This is a genomic window from Priestia sp. MDV22-iso46 (genome assembly GCF_058629175.1).
Genome location: NZ_JBZVWT010000002.1, coordinates 716,603 through 735,709 on the forward strand (window position 1 = coordinate 716,603; position 19,107 = coordinate 735,709).

At 37.7% G+C, this 19,107-nt stretch carries 21 protein-coding genes; 14 read left to right on the forward strand and 7 right to left on the reverse strand.

Annotation, left to right across the window (positions count from 1 at the left end; genetic code table 11):
* The first annotated feature begins 29 nt into the window (after positions 1 to 29).
* The 8 genes from AC4NPH_RS15575 to AC4NPH_RS15610 all read left to right on the forward strand — a co-directional run bounded on the left by AC4NPH_RS15575 (position 30) and on the right by AC4NPH_RS15610 (position 7,501).
* Positions 30 to 857: a PRD domain-containing protein gene (locus tag AC4NPH_RS15575; RefSeq protein ID WP_013058704.1), complete on the forward strand. Its 828-nt coding sequence runs from the start codon at positions 30 to 32 to the stop codon at positions 855 to 857.
* Between the two features lie 178 nt (positions 858 to 1,035).
* Positions 1,036 to 2,415 (forward strand): sucrose-specific PTS transporter subunit IIBC, encoded by a 1,380-nt coding sequence (locus AC4NPH_RS15580; RefSeq protein ID WP_107918093.1) that lies wholly within the window; start codon positions 1,036 to 1,038, stop codon positions 2,413 to 2,415.
* A gap of 211 nt (positions 2,416 to 2,626) precedes the next feature.
* Positions 2,627 to 2,899, forward strand: a complete 273-nt coding sequence (locus AC4NPH_RS15585; RefSeq protein WP_013058702.1) for a hypothetical protein — start codon at positions 2,627 to 2,629, stop codon at positions 2,897 to 2,899.
* A 21-nt stretch (positions 2,900 to 2,920) separates the two neighbouring features.
* Complete coding sequence (gene yidC / locus AC4NPH_RS15590) at positions 2,921 to 3,739, forward strand: membrane protein insertase YidC (protein ID WP_013058701.1); 819 nt, start codon at positions 2,921 to 2,923, stop codon at positions 3,737 to 3,739.
* 361 nt (positions 3,740 to 4,100) lie between these two features.
* A complete protein-coding gene (locus AC4NPH_RS15595) occupies positions 4,101 to 5,306 on the forward strand; it encodes a TolB family protein (RefSeq protein ID WP_013058700.1) in 1,206 nt (401 codons plus the stop codon).
* A gap of 35 nt (positions 5,307 to 5,341) precedes the next feature.
* Positions 5,342 to 5,851, forward strand: a complete 510-nt coding sequence (locus tag AC4NPH_RS15600) for a GNAT family N-acetyltransferase (RefSeq protein ID WP_491938805.1) — start codon at positions 5,342 to 5,344, stop codon at positions 5,849 to 5,851.
* 119 nt (positions 5,852 to 5,970) lie between these two features.
* Positions 5,971 to 6,813 (forward strand): ATP-binding cassette domain-containing protein, encoded by an 843-nt coding sequence (locus AC4NPH_RS15605; protein WP_013058698.1) that lies wholly within the window; start codon positions 5,971 to 5,973, stop codon positions 6,811 to 6,813.
* A 1-nt stretch (position 6,814) separates the two neighbouring features.
* The gene (locus AC4NPH_RS15610; protein ID WP_057273894.1) at positions 6,815 to 7,501 is read left to right on the forward strand and encodes a hypothetical protein; all 687 of its coding nucleotides are present in this window, start codon (positions 6,815 to 6,817) and stop codon (positions 7,499 to 7,501) included.
* A gap of 27 nt (positions 7,502 to 7,528) precedes the next feature.
* Here the strand turns inward: AC4NPH_RS15610 and AC4NPH_RS15615 are convergent, their stop codons facing one another.
* The 3 genes from AC4NPH_RS15615 to AC4NPH_RS15625 form a co-directional block, all read right to left on the reverse strand.
* Positions 7,529 to 8,347, reverse strand: a complete 819-nt coding sequence (locus tag AC4NPH_RS15615; protein WP_013058696.1) for a glycerophosphodiester phosphodiesterase family protein — start codon at positions 8,345 to 8,347, stop codon at positions 7,529 to 7,531.
* A 128-nt stretch (positions 8,348 to 8,475) separates the two neighbouring features.
* A complete protein-coding gene (locus AC4NPH_RS15620; protein WP_013058695.1) occupies positions 8,476 to 9,099 on the reverse strand; it encodes a class F sortase in 624 nt (207 codons plus the stop codon).
* Positions 9,096 to 9,905, reverse strand: a complete 810-nt coding sequence (locus tag AC4NPH_RS15625) for a DUF4397 domain-containing protein (RefSeq protein ID WP_279823547.1) — start codon at positions 9,903 to 9,905, stop codon at positions 9,096 to 9,098. The genes AC4NPH_RS15620 and AC4NPH_RS15625 overlap by 4 nt, the downstream gene beginning before the upstream one ends.
* A 258-nt stretch (positions 9,906 to 10,163) precedes the next feature.
* Here AC4NPH_RS15625 and AC4NPH_RS15630 point away from each other — a divergent pair, with 258 nt between their 5' ends.
* The 5 genes from AC4NPH_RS15630 (at position 10,164) to AC4NPH_RS15650 (ending at position 14,073) form a co-directional block, all read left to right on the forward strand.
* Positions 10,164 to 11,054 carry a YitT family protein gene (locus AC4NPH_RS15630; RefSeq protein ID WP_029323915.1) on the forward strand — a complete coding sequence of 297 codons (891 nt, stop codon included), beginning with the start codon at positions 10,164 to 10,166 and terminating at the stop codon, positions 11,052 to 11,054.
* Positions 11,055 to 11,281: 227 nt separating this feature from the next.
* On the forward strand, positions 11,282 to 12,037 hold the full coding sequence (locus tag AC4NPH_RS15635; protein WP_053487675.1) for an alpha/beta family hydrolase: 756 nt from the start codon (positions 11,282 to 11,284) through the stop codon (positions 12,035 to 12,037).
* A gap of 106 nt (positions 12,038 to 12,143) precedes the next feature.
* Positions 12,144 to 12,512, forward strand: coding sequence for a GntR family transcriptional regulator (locus tag AC4NPH_RS15640; RefSeq protein ID WP_013058691.1), 369 nt, complete (start codon positions 12,144 to 12,146; stop codon positions 12,510 to 12,512).
* Positions 12,509 to 13,378 carry an ABC transporter ATP-binding protein gene (locus AC4NPH_RS15645; protein WP_013058690.1) on the forward strand — a complete coding sequence of 290 codons (870 nt, stop codon included), beginning with the start codon at positions 12,509 to 12,511 and terminating at the stop codon, positions 13,376 to 13,378. Before AC4NPH_RS15640 ends, AC4NPH_RS15645 begins: the two co-directional genes overlap by 4 nt.
* The gene (locus AC4NPH_RS15650) at positions 13,378 to 14,073 is read left to right on the forward strand and encodes a hypothetical protein (protein WP_029323910.1); all 696 of its coding nucleotides are present in this window, start codon (positions 13,378 to 13,380) and stop codon (positions 14,071 to 14,073) included. The genes AC4NPH_RS15645 and AC4NPH_RS15650 overlap by 1 nt, the downstream gene beginning before the upstream one ends.
* 39 nt (positions 14,074 to 14,112) lie before the next feature.
* On the opposite strand, the gene AC4NPH_RS15655 is transcribed toward AC4NPH_RS15650, so the two are convergent.
* Positions 14,113 to 14,715, reverse strand: coding sequence for a DUF3885 domain-containing protein (locus AC4NPH_RS15655; RefSeq protein ID WP_013058688.1), 603 nt, complete (start codon positions 14,713 to 14,715; stop codon positions 14,113 to 14,115).
* A gap of 230 nt (positions 14,716 to 14,945) precedes the next feature.
* Between AC4NPH_RS15655 and AC4NPH_RS15660 the strand changes: the two genes are divergently transcribed.
* The gene (locus AC4NPH_RS15660) at positions 14,946 to 15,314 is read left to right on the forward strand and encodes a hypothetical protein (protein WP_013058687.1); all 369 of its coding nucleotides are present in this window, start codon (positions 14,946 to 14,948) and stop codon (positions 15,312 to 15,314) included.
* Between the two features lie 6 nt (positions 15,315 to 15,320).
* On the opposite strand, the gene AC4NPH_RS15665 is transcribed toward AC4NPH_RS15660, so the two are convergent.
* Genes AC4NPH_RS15665 through AC4NPH_RS15675 form a run of 3 tightly spaced genes read right to left on the reverse strand, consistent with a single transcriptional unit; the run spans position 15,321 to position 19,000 of the window.
* Positions 15,321 to 16,448 (reverse strand): Ger(x)C family spore germination protein, encoded by a 1,128-nt coding sequence (locus AC4NPH_RS15665; RefSeq protein WP_491938806.1) that lies wholly within the window; start codon positions 16,446 to 16,448, stop codon positions 15,321 to 15,323.
* On the reverse strand, positions 16,445 to 17,548 hold the full coding sequence (locus tag AC4NPH_RS15670) for a GerAB/ArcD/ProY family transporter (RefSeq protein ID WP_491938807.1): 1,104 nt from the start codon (positions 17,546 to 17,548) through the stop codon (positions 16,445 to 16,447). The genes AC4NPH_RS15665 and AC4NPH_RS15670 overlap by 4 nt, the downstream gene beginning before the upstream one ends.
* A 21-nt stretch (positions 17,549 to 17,569) precedes the next feature.
* Positions 17,570 to 19,000 (reverse strand): spore germination protein, encoded by a 1,431-nt coding sequence (locus AC4NPH_RS15675; RefSeq protein ID WP_013058684.1) that lies wholly within the window; start codon positions 18,998 to 19,000, stop codon positions 17,570 to 17,572.
* Positions 19,001 to 19,107 lie beyond the last annotated feature (107 nt).

Genomic DNA, 19,107 nt, shown 5'->3' on the forward strand with positions numbered 1-19,107 from the left:
GCCTTTTCCTTTAAGAAAGGAGAGCGCATTTGAAGATTTTAAAAGTGTTAAATAACAACGCCGTTGTCTTTAAGGAAGGCGGAGTTGAAAAAATTGCGATGGGTCCCGGTATTGCTTTTCAAAAAGGTAAAAATGATCTTATTAATGCTGCAAAAGTGGAGAAAGTCTTTGTCATGAAAGAAGAACAGGAAAAGTTTCAGGAACTATTAAAAAACCTTCCTGAAGAGCATATTCAAGTGGCGGAAGAAATCATTTCTTATGCTGAGCAGCAGCTTTCTGCTACGTTAAGTCATCATGTGCATATTGCTTTGAGCGATCATTTATCTTTTGCTGTTGAAAGGATAGCCCGCGGTATTTCCATCCAAAATAAATTGCTTAATGAAATTAAATCTCTCTATCAGCCTGAGTATGCAATAGGAGTATGGGCTCTTCAGCATATCAAAAAGAGATTAGATATCACGATGCCGGTTGACGAAGCGGGATATATTGCGCTTCATATTCATACGGCGAAACTGAATTCACCGGGAATGCAGCAGCTCATGATGAATACAACGATTATTAATGAAATGGTTACGATTATAAAAAAAGAGCTGAATACGGAGATTGATGAAAACAGCATGTCCTATCAGCGGCTGCTGACTCACTTGCGCTTTGCGTTAAACCGTTTAGCGCAAAATGAACCTTTTCATGAAATGGATGAAGAGATGCTCGACGTATTAAAAGTCAAATATAAAAAATCGTATCAGTGTGCTGAAACGATAAAGCAATTTGTCAAAGATGAGTACGAAATTAATTTTCCAGAAGCGGAGCTAGGATACATTACGCTTCACATTTGCCGAATAGAGCAAAGAATATAGAAAAAAACATTGACGAATATTGTTGCTTTGAGTACAATGAAAGCGTATTAATTGAATAATCGGGATTGTGACTGGTAAAGCAGGCAAGACCTAGAATGCGCATGAAGGACAAGTGTGTCTTTTATAAGCGTGTTTTAGGTCTTGCTTTTTTTATGACATACAAAAAGGAGGAAGTAAGATGGACGTAAAAGAAATTGCTAAAAAACTTGTTCCGCTTTTAGGAGGAAAAGAAAATATTGCTAGTGCGCAGCACTGTGCTACGCGTTTGCGCCTAGTTATTCGAGATGAAAGCAAAATCGATCAAAACGGTTTAGATGAAATAGAAGATGTAAAAGGGGCTTTTTCAAATTCAGGACAGTTTCAAATCATTTTTGGAACCGGTCTCGTTAATAAAATCCACGCTGCTTTTGTGAAAGAATTAGGTGCTGACGAGGCTGCTGCCCCAGTGGATCATCAAGAAGAAATGAAAAAGAAAATGAACCCATTTGCCCGTTTTGCCCGCATGCTTTCCAATATTTTTGTTCCGATTATTCCAGCCATTGTAGCCAGTGGTTTACTAATGGGACTGCTCGGGATGATGAAAGCGTTCCACTGGGTCTCAAAAGATAGCGCGTTGTTTGTGTTGTTGGATATGTTCTCAGGCGCAGCATTTATCATTTTACCGATTTTAATCGGGTTTTCAGCTGCAAAAGAATTTGGTTCAAATCCTTATCTGGGAGCGGTTATCGGCGGGATCTTAACGCATCCGATGTTATTAAATCCGTGGACATTAGCAGATGCTAAGCCAGAATATATGGATTTGTTTGGCTTAAGTATTCCGCTGATTGGCTATCAAGGTACGGTCGTTCCGATTTTATTGGCTATCTACGTCATGAGCAAAATTGAAAAGGGACTCCGGAAAATTGTGCCGAATTCGGTTGATTTACTTGTTACGCCTTTTTTAACTGTTATTATCACAGGCTTTGTGTCACTTGTGTTTATTGGTCCTTTCGGTCGCTATATTGGAGATTTAATTTCGATCAGCCTTCAGTCTCTATACGATGTAGCCGGAGTGTTTGCAGGAATTTTGTTTGGTGGCTTATATTCCACCATTGTATTGACAGGCTTGCAGCACAGTTTTCATGCTATTGAAGCAGGACTGCTTGCTAATCCGAAGATTGGCGTTAACTTCTTACTTCCTATTTGGGCCTGCGCGAATGTGGCGCAAGGAGGAGCAGGGCTGGCTGTTTACTTTAAGACGAAAAATGCCAAAACGAAAAAAATTGCGATTCCAGCGGCTATTTCTTCCTTCTTAGGAATTACAGAACCGATTATTTTCGGCGTCAACTTAAGACTTCGCAAGCCATTTATTGCGGCGGCTATAGGCGGAGCAGCCGGAGGAGGCTATGTTGTACTTATGCACGTAGTAGCCAATGCCTACGGACTCACAGGTATTCCAATGATGGCCATTGCTGCACCGCTTGGTATGAGCAATTTAATTCACTATATAATCGGCATGATTATTTCTGTAGGTGTAGCATTCGGCGTTACGTGGTTCATGAAACTAAAAGAAGACTGAGAAGCAGCGGTAAGCATACGAGAATAAAGAATGGTATTAGATTTGCTCATCATATTTTATGGTGAGCAAATTTTGTGTCGTAAATATGAAACTTTTTAAAAAGTAATACGTAGAACAGCCAAAGAGATAAGTTGATGTTGTGTAACAGGAACGTAAATGCTACACTACATATATTGGATTGTACTATTATAGTCAGAAAGAGAGCTGGCACATGGAATTTTATCACGATCTTTTTCTATATGCGCCGTATTTATCTGCTTTCGTTTTATACATCCTTTGTTATTATATGCTTCGTGAAGCTAGGTTTACGGCTTTTCATGCGGAACCTGTCACCGACCATGTGAATGCAGGGATTGACCCTTCAGTATTAACAATATGGAAAAGACGAAATGTATTTATACATGTGTATAGAAAAACACCAGTTAAAGAGAAGAATAATGATGAAGAAGATCCTTTCCTTCTGAAAAACACTTCATACATTTAGTCATTATTAGGAGGAAAGAATATGAAAAGAAATAAAAAATTATTATTGCTTGGTTTAATGGGAGCGCTTCTTTTAGCTCTAGCCGGCTGTAGCAGTACAAAAACACCGGTCACGGCTACAAGCGGCGGATTCTGGGATCATTATTTTGTTTACCCTTTATCTATGGCATTAACGAAAATTGCTGAGTGGGCAGGCGGAAGCTATGGTCTGTCTATTATTATTGCGACAGTTATCATTCGTTTAGTTCTATTGCCACTTATTTTAAAACAGCAAAAGAGCACGATGGCTATGCAAGCACTTCGTCCAGAGATGGAAAAGATTCAAAAGAAATATGCTGGTAAAAAAGATCCTGAAACACAGCAAAAGCAGCAAAAAGAAATGATGCAGCTTTACCAAACGCATAAAATTAATCCGGTTGGCGGATGTTTGCCAATCTTTATTCAAATGCCTATTATTATCGCATTTTATAATGCCATTGCACGAACGCATGAAATTGCGCAGCATTCATTCTTATGGGTAAGTTTAGGAAAGCCAGATCCTTACTTCATTTTACCGGTAGTTGCAGCGATTACGACATTCTTACAAATTCGTGTAAGTATGACGGATGAAATTCAACCTCCAATGAAAATGATGATGAACATTATGCCAATCTTCATCTTAGTAGCGGGAATTTCACTTCCATCTGCTCTTGCATTATATTGGGTAATTGGTAACTTATTCGGAATTGGACAAGGTTACTACTTGAAAAAACGTATGAGTTTATTAAAAGAAAAAGATGCGGCTAATAATACAGCACAAGCTAAAACAAAGCCATCACCAAAATCTAAGTCAAAATCATAATATACAAAAAGCGCAGCTATTCGCTGCGCTTTTTTATTTTTTTAAAAGAGGCTGGGACAAAAGTAGTTTAGCCGAAGTGAAAAACGAACCATTAATCAAAATATTTGATTAGTGGTTTGTTTTTTTTGTTATGGTGAACGGAGATTTCATCTATTTCGTTGCTTCTAGCAGTTGACTGGAGGGCTAGACGAAGTCTTGCACGGAAATCAACTGCGGTGTCACAAGAGGTTCAGCTCATGTATCCCATTTGTTCGTCTTTCGATTAAATTCATTTCGTTATGTCTCAACCTCTTTTATTTTTTCAAAAATGTGATGAGATGAGGAGATTTGTGTAACGCTATAAAAAAAGACAGGAGTGAACATGGTGAAAAAAATAGCGTTATGTCTGCTTTTTCTTATGTTGTTCCCTATGCAAATAAATGCTGCCAATACAGTGAAAGTCAGTTTTATACGGCAAGGAAACCTATGGGTATATGATAACGGTACCGAAAGGCAGTTATCCTATGCCCGTCATGCCTCTATGCCTCAATGGTCATCACATGGAGATATAGTTGCTTATGCAGAAAATGATTCTTTAATGATTGCACCGTTAAAAGGAAAGCCGTTACTTGTTGAACATGATGTGACTCATTATCAATGGTCACCGGTTGCTGAGGAACTTGCGTATATTTCGAATGGAATCTTAGTATATTACAACGTTAAAACGCATGAAAAGAAGCGTGTAGCCGTAGGAGTTGATCAGTTTTCATGGTTTCCAGAAGGAGATCGATTTTTAATTACGTCAGCTGCTGCGCTGGCGCCGACTGGATGGGGACCGGTAAAGCTATATACAGTGAGCAAATATGCAGGGTTAGACGTAAAAAAAGTGGAGGCTTTTACGACGCTGCCAGCAGAAAATGATTCATTTTTTGCCTATACAACAAGCAGCTTCAAATGGTCTCCTAACGGTCAATGGATTAGTTTTATTGCTATTCCAACGGCTTCGATGTCTGCAGATGCAAATAAGCTGTGCATCATTACAAAAGAAGGGAAAGCTTTTCAAGTAGTGGGAGATATGCTTAATGTACCCAATTGGTTTAAGTGGAGTAATGAAGAGTCAGTACTGGCATTTATTAATGGGGAAGGAAGGTTTGCCACTGAAAATAAAAAGTTCACTTTAAAAGAGATGCCGGTTTTTAAAGAACATGTGTTTACTCCAAAAGGCTTCGCAGATTGGGATTTTACTTGGACAGAAAAAGATAACATCATCATTTCACGTGTGCCCGAAGCAGGGTGGTCGAATGATGAAAAAAAGAGGCCACTGCCTTTTTTGTATAGCATGAACGTAAAGACCAATAAGCAAAGTCAGTTCACATTTCCACAAAAAGGCTTAGGAGATTATGCGCCTGTTTATCATAAAGCAACGAATCAAACGATGTGGATTCGCACAAATCGAAAACAAGCAAATCTTTTAACACGCGTAAAAGACACGAAAAATGATAAGGTACTTATTTCAGGCTTAGACCTGCCGGAAAATTATTATGAGCTGTATCGGTGGAATGAAGTATTTAGCGTGTACAACCCTTAATAGCTAATTAAAACATAAGAAACTAAGGTGAAAAAATGAATATACGATTGTTGGTAAAAGAAGACGCTGACGCGTACTTTGAACTCCGTCTTCGTGCTTTAAAAGATCATCCCGAAAGTTTTATTTTAAGTTATGAAGAAGAATATGAAAAAGAAATTGCTGACATCCGAAATTATTTTCCAAGCAGTCAATCAGAATTTGTAGTAGGAGCTTTTATAGAAAAACAGCTTGTGGGGATCGTAGGGTTTCAGCAGCAAAAGCCTTTAAAAGTTCAGCATAAAGGAGATATTTGGGGGATGTACGTAGCCCCTGAAGCAAGGGGGAAAGGTCTTGGAAAGAAGCTGTTAAAAACCGCTGTTGAACAAGCTTTTTCAAAAACAAATGTTTTGCAAATCTACCTGGTCGTCGCTGCTAAAAATGAAGGAGCAAAAGTCCTATACAAAAGCCTCGGTTTTACTTCTTATGCGTATGAAAAAAGAGCTCTTCAAGTAGATGGTGAATTTATCGATGAAGAGCATATGGTATTGTGTATGAAAAGCCTTTGATCATATCAAAGGCTTTTTTGTGCGGGAAAAATTTAGCTGAAACGTATAGAGATGGAAGCACATTTCCCATAAATATGCTATGATTTAACATATAGGATTATGGAGAGGCGAGGCAGCAGATGGAAAAACTGATTGAATTAAAAAATGTTGCAAAAGTATACAAAAAACATACCGTATTAGAAAACATTCACACGACCCTTTATAAAGGAGAGACTGTCGCGATTGTTGGAAAAAACGGTGCGGGAAAAAGTACGTTTTTAAAGCTAATTGGCGGATTATCTAAACCGACTAAAGGGACAATTCACCTTCATAAAGAAACCGGTACGCCTGGATTTGTGGTGGAACAATTTCCTCAGGAGCTGCGTTTTACGCTAGCAGGTTATCTGCAGCACATGGGGCGAATTCAAGGATTATCTAAGAAAAAGCGCAGCTCTAGAATTGAAGAACTGCTCGAAACTTTCGAAATGGTAGAGTTTAGACATGAAGAAATCATTTCTTTTTCAAAAGGAATGAAGCAAAAAGTCAACATGATGCAAGCACTGCTGAGTTCTTCTAAGCTGCTATTGCTTGATGAACCTCTATCAGGATTAGATGCTCGTGCTCAGCTAGAAGTAGAACGGATTTTTACAAAGCTCAAAGAACGAGGGATGACCATTGTATTTACGTGTCATGAAGAAAGGCTCATTCATGCTGTAGCCGATCGTGTTATCACCATTGGCTCACAGCGCATTTTAAAAAATGAGCGCGTTCAACTCATTGAGCATTTAACGGTTATTGAGGCAAATGTCATTCTCAATAAGCCGCTTCGTTTATTAAAAGAAAAGTGCACAAAAATTGAACAGCACGGAAACTACTGGATTTTTTATATAGATAAAAAATATGTAAATGAGTTTCTTGCAGAATTGCTTGCTGTTCAAGCTGAAGTTGTAAAGCTATATCATATGGAAAGGGAAGAAATTTAAGATGGGTGCATTGATTCGCTATCATTTTATTACATACATTAAATCGTATCGATATATTCCGCCGCTTGCACTTTATATTATTTCGCTGTGTATGAACTATACATATAGACCGAACCCGGTGCTTGATAGCTTTTTTAATACGGCACTTTTCCTCTTTTTTCTAACCACTTGGTTTACGATGTCGCTGTTTCACGCAGAAGATTCCAGTCAAGAAGTTATTACAAAACTTCATGTAGGGAAAAAGAACAAGTACTTTATGAGCAAGCTTATTACCTGTATGCTGCTGTTTACGTTTTTATCAGCGGTTTCTATTGCTTATCCCGTGCTGCTTGATATGTTTGAAGTGGATATATCCACTAAGCAAATGGTGTTTGGGTTTATTATTCACTGGACGTTTAGTTTGCTTGGTATGAGCATAGGTCTTGTTTTTACAAGAGATGTTGTAAGAGAAGGCAGCTTATCATGGTTTGGACCTCTATTTATTTTAATCGTTACGCTTGCCGCGGCAGGCGTCTCATTTCCGTATCAAGGAGGCGGACTGCTGCTGTATGTATTGCCCCCCGTATCTGCAATCATTCAATTTATTAACGAAGGATTAAACAAATTTTTGGTGTTTGGCTGGGCTTTGCTTTATGCCATAGCATTAATTAGCCTGTACTTGTGGAGAGCGAATAGAAGAGATGTATAAAGAATAAACACTTGCCGCGGCAAGTGTTTATTTATTATGAAGCACGTTATAAAGACGATCCGGGTAATTAGTAAACATACCGGTTACGCCCCACTCGATAAGCGTTCTCATTTGTTTTTCGTCATTTACTGTATAAGGATGAACGTCTAAATCGTACGAGCGAGCTTTTTGTACATATGGTTTTGTCAGCGTGTTTGCGTTCGGACCGATGCCGTTCGCGTACGTTTTGATTTGTCTGAACTGCTGATCTGTTAACATATTGGTTTGCTTAGAACGAATCAGTTGAATTAGTTTCATAGTAGGTCGGTATCGATGGACGGTTTTTAAGCTTTCAGGACTAAATGATTGTACAATGACGTGATTGGTATGAATGTTGTACTTAGCCATCAACGTCAACAATTCCTTTTCCATACCTGGATATTCATGAGGAGATTTTGTTTCAATATAATAGTTTGTTCGATTGCCAAACGTACGGAATATTTCTTCTAAAGTTGGAATGACGGCTTTTTTATTACCTTTTCCTGCGTTCAAACGCTGAAGCTGCTTCACTGTATATTGTTTTACATATCCTGTTCCATTTGTTGTTCGGTCAACTTTGTAGTCATGAATTGCTACAAGCTGCTGATCTTTAGACATGTGAAGATCAAGTTCAATGTAATCCGCTTTTTGCTGGACGGCCGCGAGATAAGATTGCATCGTATGCTCTGGCTCATACCCTGATGCGCCTCGATGAGCAATAATGGCTACTTTTTCTGCTTGAATAGAAGCTGCCTGCGTATGTATAAACATAAAAATGCCGCATAAACAAAGAGTGAGTGAGCTTACAAACCACCATTTTCGTCTCATATCAAAACTCCTTTTTATTGAGGGGTCATGCATTAGTTTACTAGTGAGATGTTGTGTTCATATTAAGGCTGTGTAAATATTTAAATAAAACGAACCAGTATATAATTAAAAGTAATAAACGCCGATGTTTAGTGAGAAACATCGGCTGTTTTTTCCGGGCGAAGGCTTGTATAAATAACGAGCCTTCGCTCATGAGTTTTCTGTTTATGATCAAACGTTCCCGTACAGGTGATTAAATTAAGCTGGTGTTGAAAAGTTGGACCGAAAATCTCTCTGATAGGAGCAGAATCTCGGGGATAAGAAGCTTTATTGGTAACAACAAAGGTCAGCTGATCCCCTTGCTGATCGGTTACAAAAATTTCATCTCCTTTTGTGAGCTTGTCGAGATGATAGAAGATAGCGGGTCCTTTTTGATCATCAACATGTCCTGCAATGACCGCATTTCCTTCTTCTCCGGGTCTTGCTCCAAGCTTAAACCAAGCTACATCATGACCATTATCAGGAACGCTCATTTCACCTTGGTTAGTAAGGCCCATTCCTTTTATGAAAGCCTTAATATGAAGCTTCGGAATAATAAGCTGAGATGGAAGAGGCGTAGAAGCATTTCCTGAAGATGTCAAGGATTGAGCCGATTTTGTTTCAGCCATCTTCACAACAAAATCCGTCGAGCCGTTTGCAATTGCTGGTTGGGCAAACCAGCTGCTCATGAATAGTATAAAAGAAAAGGTGAAAACCCCTCCTATCCATTTCATTCGCTTTCGTATCCTCTGTGACGACGAACAACAAATATAGCGACCGCTCCAATTCCTAATAAAGTAAGAACTGGCACAATTGAATTATAATTATCCTGTGAAGCACCGCCCATACCTGTTTTTGGCATTTCGGAAGGCATAGCCGTATTATCTTTTAATAAAAGCGTTTCAAGACTGTCGGCTTTGTTAATAGCGAGCACTGTGTAGACCGTGTTAGCTTCTAAATTAAGGTTTGGAATGTCCAGTACTTTTTTATTGTCTTGACTAGTTGCGATGGTTAAATCATAGGTTCCGGCATCTACTTCAGAATAATTTGTCATTTGTTTAAAGGTAGTGTCTTTAAACAAAGTAGGGCCGTGATTAATACCTACATTAACAGCGGGAGCATCTGGAGAAAAGTGAGCAATTCGAATTTTACTCTTTCCTTTAGCTACGTTCATATCATCTTGAGCTACTTTTAATTCTAAGTGTGCAACTTGGTTAATAGCAGCAAGAGTATAGGCCTTGTTTGCTTCGACGGTTACATTAGTGGAAATGACAGGTTTTTCTTTTCCTTTTGTACCTATGGCGTATACCTCTATTTTATGAGACCCCGCAGGTACTTTAAGGTAATCTGTCACATCTTTAAACGATGCGCCGACTACGATGCTTTGATTGTCCACATATATATCTACTTCAGGTGCATCAGGTGACGCATGCACAACTCGTATCATCGCCTCCTGCACAGCTGCAGAAGTGAAATTATCTGAAAAAGCTAGCAATAAAACTGCGAGTAAAGAAGCAGCAATAATCTTTACACGGTTCATAACGTTTTACTCTCCTTTTAATCTAAGTTTGTCCTGTTAGTCCCGTATGAAAAGTGGTGGGCATGCATTCACTTTTGAACATGATCGGGCATTTATTCACTTGTTATCATCTACAATTTTATCCAATATATGCATAATTTATTTCATTAGATGAAATTTTGTAAAAGAGCAGGTAAATAGTTTGAATTTTGTGATAATATTAAAAGAGAGGGTTTGGTTAGTAGTTGATGTCTCTATCATAAAAGGAGGGGAAGTTATGTGCTGCAAACGGATCATGAAATAAAAAAGGTTGTTCATCGTTCGCTATCAGCTAAAATGATTGTAAAGCGCATGCTGTTTATTTTAGTGGGAGCCCTTTTAATGGCCGTCGGGCTAGAATTTTTTCTTGTCCCTAATGAGGTTATTGACGGTGGAATTGTAGGTATATCTATTATTTTATCCCACTTAACCGATGTTCAAATCGGCTTTTATATCTTCGTATTAAATCTTCCATTCTTTTTTATTGGCTACAAGCAAATTGGAAAAACATTTGCGCTATCTACGCTTTTAGGTGTTATCATTCTATCCATTGCTACCTCTATTTTTCACGACTTACCGGTCTTAACAGGTGATCCTCTTTTAGCCACTGTGTTTGGCGGAATTGTTCTCGGTGTGGGAGTAGGAATTGTTATTCGGTACGGAGGTTCGCTAGACGGCACCGAGATATTAGCTATTTTATTTAATAAGCGTACGCCTTTCTCTGTAGGTGAGACGATTATGTTTTTTAATTTATTTATTTTGGGAAGTGCCGGTTTTGTATTTGGCTGGGATCGCGCTATGTATTCTTTAATGGCTTACTTCATTGCTTTTAAAACGATTGATATTGTGATTCAAGGGTTAGATGAGTCTAAGTCAGCTTGGATTATCAGTGAACAATATGAACAAATTGGCGAAGCAATTCTTGCTCGTTTAGGGAGAGGCGTCACGTATTTAAATGGGGAAGGGGCGTATACGGGAGATGATAAAAAAGTAATTTTTTGTGTTATTACCAGGCTTGAAGAAGCAAAGCTAAAAGCGATTATCGATGAGATAGATCCATCTGCTTTTTTTGCTGTAGCAGCTATTGCTGAAGTTAGAGGAGGGAGGTTTAAGAAACGAGATATTCATTAGTGAAGGTTGTCTGCTAATGAGGCTGTCCCGTTATTACATGCAGCAGCCTTTTAAATTTTCTCTCTTTGTTTCTTCGAGTATATGGAATGGTTTATGCCACTTCTGCTGCGTCCTGCTTTGGGCATATCGAACCTCTCTTTTTTCTTGTATATCTTTAAAACAAACATGTAAAATGTCTAAAAGATATAAAAAGAGTACATAGTAAAAAAACAGAAAGAGGGAGTGACATGAAAAAAACGTTAAAAACATTAGGAGTCGGTCTTGCTGTTCTTGTTGCAGTAACCGTGGCTTTTTTTGTCATATGGTCAGGTTTTGATTATGAACCTTCAAAGCAGCTTCACTCACTAGTAGATGAGAAAAAAGTAGTGAAGAAAGACGATTATTACGTATTCAAGCCTCAAACGAACAAAGAGATAAAAGCCGGCTATATTATTTATCAAGGTGCTAAAGTAGAGCCGTTAGCATATGGCTATTATGCTCAGCAAATTGCAAATGAAGGATATCTTGTTGCTGTTGTAGATTCTCCGTTTAATATGAGTTTTTTTAGTCAAAACAAAGCAACGGATATTGTGAAGAGCTACCCGAAGATTTCCGCATGGTTTATCGGAGGGCATTCCCTTGGAGGAGTGAGTGCAGCCTCTTATGCGTATGATCATCAAGATTCAATAAAAGGCTTAGTTCTTTTAGCATCGTATCCGATGAATAAAAATAATTTTTCAACTTCCACTTATCCTATTTTGTCTTTAACCGGTGAGAAAGATGGTTTGTCGACGCCTGGAAAAATTAAAGAAACCAAGCATTTACTTTCAAAAAATACGGAGCTGGTCCAAGTAAAAGGAGCTAATCACGCACAGTTTGGAATGTACGGGAAACAAAAAGGCGACAACAAAGCCAGTATTTCCACTAAAGAGCAGCAGGATGAGCTAGTAAAAAGAACGGTCAAGTGGTTAAACAGTCAAATGAAAAAGTCCGTCAGTAACTAACTGACGGACTTTTTTTCTTTTTTTTGGAAATAACGCTTGAAAAAATAACCAGTCAGTTATATAGTTAGTTACATGAGTAATGAACCACTTAAGTGAGGTAGTCAAAATGAAACAATCACTAGATCATCAGCGACCAATTTTCCAACAAATCAAAGAAACCATCGAAGAGAATATTTTGAATGATGCTTTTCCAGAAGAAGAAAGAGTACCGTCTACGAATGAATTTGCCAAAATGTATCGCATTAACCCTGCAACGGCAGCTAAAGGAATTAATCAGCTAGTTGACCACGGAATATTGTATAAAAAGAGAGGGATAGGGATGTTTGTATGTGCGGGCGCCAAAGAAGTATTGCTTACACAAAGAAAAGAAGAATTTTATAACCGTTTTATCGTTCCCCTGAAAAAAGAAGCACAGCATTTGGGGATTACGGTAAACGAGCTAAAAGAGCTGTTAGACAAGGGGGAAATAAAATGAATATAGAAGCGCAGCTGTTAAATAAATGCTATGGGTCTAAACAAGTGTTAAAAGACATTTCACTTACGCTAGCACAAAATAAAATATACGGGTTGCTAGGTAGAAACGGAGCCGGCAAAACGACTCTGATGCAAATTGTAGCAGGACATATTCCAGTTACGACAGGAGAGGTAAAAGTGGGAAATCAATCTCCATTTGAAAACCGCTCTGTTTTGCAAAACATCTGCTTAATTAATGAAAGCGGAAATTTCAAAAAAACATTAAAAGTCAAAGACGTGCTAAAAATTGCGTCACTTTTTTATCCTTACTGGAGTGAAGAAGCTGCTGAGAGGCTTATGGAAGAGTTCGATTTAGATTGTAATATGAAAGTGAAAGCATTATCTAAAGGTATGGAATCAGCATTAGGAATTATTGTTGGGCTATCTTCTCGAACGAGCATCACAATCTTTGATGAACCTTATATTGGACTTGATGCTGCGATGCGAGCGCGTTTTTATGAGCTTTTATTGGATGAATATGAAGAATATCCACGCACGTTCATTATTTCAACGCATTTAATTGATGAGGTAAGTAATTTATTTGAAGAAGTACTCATTATGCAAAAAGGAAAGCTGATTCTTCAGGATACGGCAGAAAATTTGCAGCAGCGCTGCGTAAGTGTGAAAGGACCTAAAAGTCAAATTGAAGAATATGAAAAAGGAAAGCAAGTAATCCATGAACAAGTATTCGGAGGAGAGAAAAAAATAGTGCTCTTTAATGAAGATATTTATGCTGAAGAGCTTGTCGACAGTTCATTTCATGTAGAAGCTGTTCACGTACAGGATATTATGATTTATCTTACAGCAAATCGTGGAGGTGTAGCATAATGAAAGGACAGTTTGCCGCCATTAGTTATTCGCTCTACGTTGAACTAAAGTATTTAATGATTCGCTTTTGGACGATTCTGTTAGCTTTTGTTGTAGTAGATATTTTAGTGTTCAGTCAGGTGAATGAGCATCTTCTATTAGTAACAAGTATGCCGCAGTACATCTTTTCAGGTATTGTAAGTTTTATTATCATTCGAAAAAGTTTCTCCTTTTGCTTAAAGTTAGGAGCTACTCGTAAAGCATATCTTTTAACGATGACCTGTGTTTTTGCTTTATTTGCAATTGTAATGTCCCTTATCAATGTTGTCATCATGAGCATTTCAATAAAGGTGATTAATAGTTTCAATTTAATGAATGTTCAGCTTTATTATGCGAGCGATTTTATCTTTCATGACCCTACTGTCGCTGTTCACTTTTTAACGGACGCTGTATTTATTTTTTTTATTACAGCAGCATCGTGTTTGCTCGGCAGTATCGTTTACAAATTCGGGCAAACAGGAGGGATGATCACCGGTGCTGTTTTAATTTTACTGTTTACGATTCCAGTGACAAAAGAACCGGTTATTCATTTTATAAAAAGCCTTTCGAACGGGTCGCTGTTACTTACATTCGGAACAATGGTTATCGTAAGCTTCTTATTCTTTCTTATCAACTGGCTGTTTTTAAAAAAAGCGTCTCCTGTCCATCAAGCCTAATAAAAAAGCAATCATTCCTTTACTGAATGATTGCTTTTTTTATTGTACTTTTTTAGAGCAAGCTGCATCAATATCTAGAATCCAGTCGTGAAACTTTTGCTGAAGAAGTTGAAGAGAAGACTGATTGTTCGATACAATGTCCAGTCCGCGCTCGTCGTATAGGTGGAAGATGGTTTCTTTATTCAAATTCACAATATAACACTCTTCTTCAATAGCCGGATGAATATGAAGATCGCGGTTGGCAATTGATTGCAAAAGAAGCTTTTCTTTCACATCATTTGTTTTACAGGCAATAATATACTCAGCGTTATTTAATAATGCTACGGATTGAACTTCTTGTTTCTTCAGGCGAGAGCGAATGAATTTTTTAATAGCTGTTTCTTTTTTCTTTTTTAAAAGTAAATCATCCTGTGCAGCATTCGCTTTGAAAACAAGTAACAGCTCATCATTTTTTTCATGGAGTGTCTCAAAAATTTCATAAGCGCGTGCGTACACATTTTTCATGTATTCTCGTTCCCATACGCCTTTTTGATTGGTAAGGGTAAAGCGGATACCTGCGGGCGCGTTATAAAAAAGAGGTCTTTTCATTTGAACATTTGGAAACATTGTTGTTAAGTATGATTGAAGCCGCATTGTAGTCATACGCAACACCTCATTTAGTTTAGTCCTGACTTAATATGTTGAGTTTAGTCTATCACGTGATTAGCTAAATTTGTAAAGAAGTAATGTTATTTAATCAAAAGGTAACCAAACTGTTATATTTTGTTGATTTTGCATTATTTCTTTACACAACCTTTGCGGATGAACAGGTTTTTTCATACGCCTGTCGTATTACTTAACGTAGTAAAGACGTGAAGAAAGGATGATATACGGTGAAAAAACAGCTTGTTCTTATTTCAATTATTACAGCTGCTTTCTTTGTGCTCATTTTTCACAAAACGATCTTTCAAGAAGGTAATCCTCTCCCCATTGCATGGAGTATTGTAAAATTAAAATCTTCGGGTGAAGATGTTGTTCAAATATCCGATAAGCCTAAAAGGTATCTCATTCATTCAAATGACTACTTAACGTTTATTAAACAAATGAAAAAGAAGAAAGTGAATTTTCAATATCAAGATAATAAAAAATTTTATTTTAATAACGACAATGAACGCCAGCTGTTCGTCAGCAAAAACTATACCGATAAGTTCACGATTATGGAACTAAAGAAAAAAGAGCTCACTGAAGCTGGCGTTGAGTAATAAGAGCTAATCTCTGCCCTGTGTCCCAAAATCTTTAATTTGAACCTGAACATAATAGTCGATGGTCGACTGGCTAAAAATTTCATCCCATTCATGCTGATGTTTTTTCCAAAAATGAGGATGATGAATTCGCACGTAATCATGCAGGTCAATCACATCAGCTTTGTAGTTGTTTTGCAATAAGCGGAGTGTTTTTTCTGCGTCTTTTCGAATGATTTTTTCTATTTTTTTTTCGGTGTTCTTTACATTAGAGGCGGCAAGAGCCTGTTTTGAAGTCTCCCAATCTTCTGATAGCCTGCCGCTTGTTTGAACGTTGATGTCAAAATGAACGGAGTGATTTGAATCAATGCGGGTCTTCACATCTTGCTGAACATCTCCAATTTCATAGGAAAATGGGTATGATCTGTGTTTGCCATAAATAATTCCGCCTTTAATATTCCCCGTTAACCACGTTAAACCCTCCACTTGGTGCTGAGTTAAGGTGAATTTTGCTTTTTTATCTTTTATGATTGCCGCGCCGTCTATTTCAACGCTATTTTTTATTTTAGAAAGCCGCTGTATTAAAAAGCTTTGATCGGTTTTTAACTTAGCCGATAGCTCTCCCATTGTTAGGGGATTTAGAATTTTATTCGTTTTGAATTTATTGTAAACAAGTTCGTAAATTAAGTTTACAGGCGGTACAGACATTCCTTGAATCGTTAAAACGTTTTTAGCATCGCCTTTTGTAACAAACGCAAGGCTGCTGCGCCGTATTTCATTGTCACGGACAAACTGATTGATAAGCGCATCAAGAGGGATGGTCTTGCTCGCTTTTTCTCCTATTAAAAGTGCTCGCTGATGCTGGCTGTATATAGGATCAGATTTCAGCGAAATATTTCGCGTAATTTCATGAATTGTAGGACCAGCTGTTGTAATGTTTTTGTATGGAATGGAAGAAGACATATTTCCGGATTCCGTTTCGGTTAACGTTTGATGAGTCAGCACAAGCTGGTTTTTTCCTGTTTTTGGTTCGATTTTCGATGTAATATCCATTGCCACTCCTATAACAAGAGCAAGTTGTTCAATGTTTCGATGATTTGTGCAGCCGCACAATAAAAAAATGGCCATTATGACAGGAAGACATTTTTTCGTCATTTGAACACAACCTTTTTTATTTTCATTAACATGCTGAAAAAAAGAGGGATAACTAAAAATGTCACTAAAAATGCCCAGCCTAGAACAGTTGAATAATTCGACACGTCGCTTGCTGTTTTGGGCGCTAAAGAGCTCATAAATAGAACGGGCACAAGAAAGATAATATTAGTAGTTGATCGGTTTTTGAAAATCTTTTTAAATCCTGAAACAGCTAAAAAGAAATACATTACAAAGGTTAAAAAAAACTGAAGAAGCCAGACAATAAGTAAAAATAATTCAAGCCTCTCAAAGAAAATTCCTTTTACTTCATGCGTCTGAACAAATTCAATGGTAGGCCAAACGGTTGTTTTTACTTCCGGGACGGATAACGCGCCGACAACTAATACGTAAGTGATAATATATAAAAGTAAAGGAATGGAAAATCCGATGATAGAAACTTTTCGTAAATGATTTTTGTTTTTCATATGCTTTGGAAGAAATACAATCGTTTCAATCCCTAAAAAGGAGACAGAGACGGTTGTAAAAGCAGAAAGAAGCGGACTGAAGCCATCAGCTAACACAGGCTGCAAGTTTTTTAAATCGACCATTCCAATACTAAGAAGATATAAGATAAGAAGAATAATGACCGTTACAGGGAAACATAGCGTCATTATTTTTCCGATAGAATCAATGCCGCCAGTGATTAAATAGACGCCTGTCAAAATAAACGAAAGGATAATTAACTCAATGGGCATCGTTTCCAGTAAATAAAAATGAATCATTTCTGCCATAGCTCTTACTTCAAAACTTGCTACAGATGTGAAATAAACGACTATAGCAAAATTGAATATATTTCCAATCAACTTGCCGGTTACTTCTTGCGAGAAATCAAACATACAGCTAATCGTAAAATACTTAACCATCCAGACTAAAAAAAGAACAATTCCAATAAACAAAAGGCCGTCCATAATAAGTACAATCCATCCATCTGCATTATTTGTCTGGTTTGTAATGCTGCTTGGCAGTGTTAATAAACCGACGCCCAGCATGGTTGAAGAAATAATTGAAATGGCATAAAAGTCTGAAAGAAGCTTGCTTGATTGTGACTGTGATTGTTCCATATGGTCCTCCTTGTGTCAGTTTTATTCCGATTTATTTTTAGACTGTTTTAGACTTTTGTTTGGCAGACGAATATAAGAGTCTTTCCAGGCTTTTTTATTTAACGCAAAAAACGGTTTGAAGTAAGCCATACCAAAACTTTCGAGCTTGGTTAGATGAATGACGAGAACAAGAAAAAACATGGTAACGCCATATAACCCAAAGATTGCTGCAATCATCATAGATACGAAACGCAAAATTCGAAACGAAAGGCCAATTCCGTACTGAGGAACGGTAAAGGACGCAATTGCCGATACAGATACAACAATAATCATAACGGAGCTAACGATATGGGCTTCCACCGCTGCTTGACCAATCACAACCCCGCCTACAAGTCCAACTGTTTGTCCAACAGGAGTAGGGAGACGCAGCCCGGCTTCGCGCAATAATTCAAGCGTCACTTCCATGACCACTGCTTCGATAAAAGGAGAAAAAGGAACGTTTTCTCGTGTGGCCGCAATCGTAATAGCTAGCTCAGTCGGAAGCAGGCCTTGGTTAAACGAAACGAGTGAAATATAAATAGCTGAAAAGAATAGGGTAATAAAAATAGACAAGTACCTTAGTAATCTTAGCAATGAACCGGCTATCCATCTTTCGTAATAATCATCGGGTGATTTCATAATCATATCGAAAGTTGTAGGCACTAAAAGAGCAAAAGGAGAGCCATCTACTAAAATGGCTACTCGCCCTTCATTCACCGCAGCGAGAACACGATCCGGTCTTTCTGTATTTTGTACTTGAGGGAACGGTGAGTAAGGTGCTTCTTCTAAAAATTCTTCAATCATTCCTGAGTCTTGAATGTTATCTAAAGGAATGTCTAATAATTTCTCTCGGACTTGATTCACGATGTGAGTTTGACAGTGTTTATTATGAAAAACGATACTTGTTCGATGTTCCTTTGTATTTCCAATATAAATGTCTTCAATAACCATTTCTTCCTCGGTAGAACGCTGCCTTAAAAGACCAAGGTTTTCATCTAAGTTTTCGATAAGAGCAATTTTAGGGCCACGCACTACTTTTTCTGTTGTAGGTTCACTTAAAGAGCGCTGTTTGGTCATAGACATATTTAATGAGTATGCCGTGGTGCTTTCGCTAATAAACAGCAGGGGCTGACCTTTAAAAAAACACGAGATCGCTTGCTTGTATGTATAAACTTCTTTGTCTTTAATGACAGAAATAAACGAATCGATGTCATCGAGTGTTTGCGTTTCACTTTTTGCTTTTGTCTCAACAACATGCTGAGTAAGATTATCAAGTTTTTCTCCGTCGACTAATCCTTGGAGATAAATAATGCATATATATTTTGTGGGAGACAGCCATAATTTTTTGGAACCAACATCTGTATTTTGACCCACCAAATTTAGAAACGTTTGAACGGTGTAGTCTGCATTGGGCTGAAATTTTGAATCGAGCATAAATAAACTCACCGCCTGTTGTATTAATGAGCTTAGTGTTTACGATGTAAAAACGAGTTATGCGAAAAATGTGGAAGAATAGAAAAGATATGTTATGGTAAAGAAAA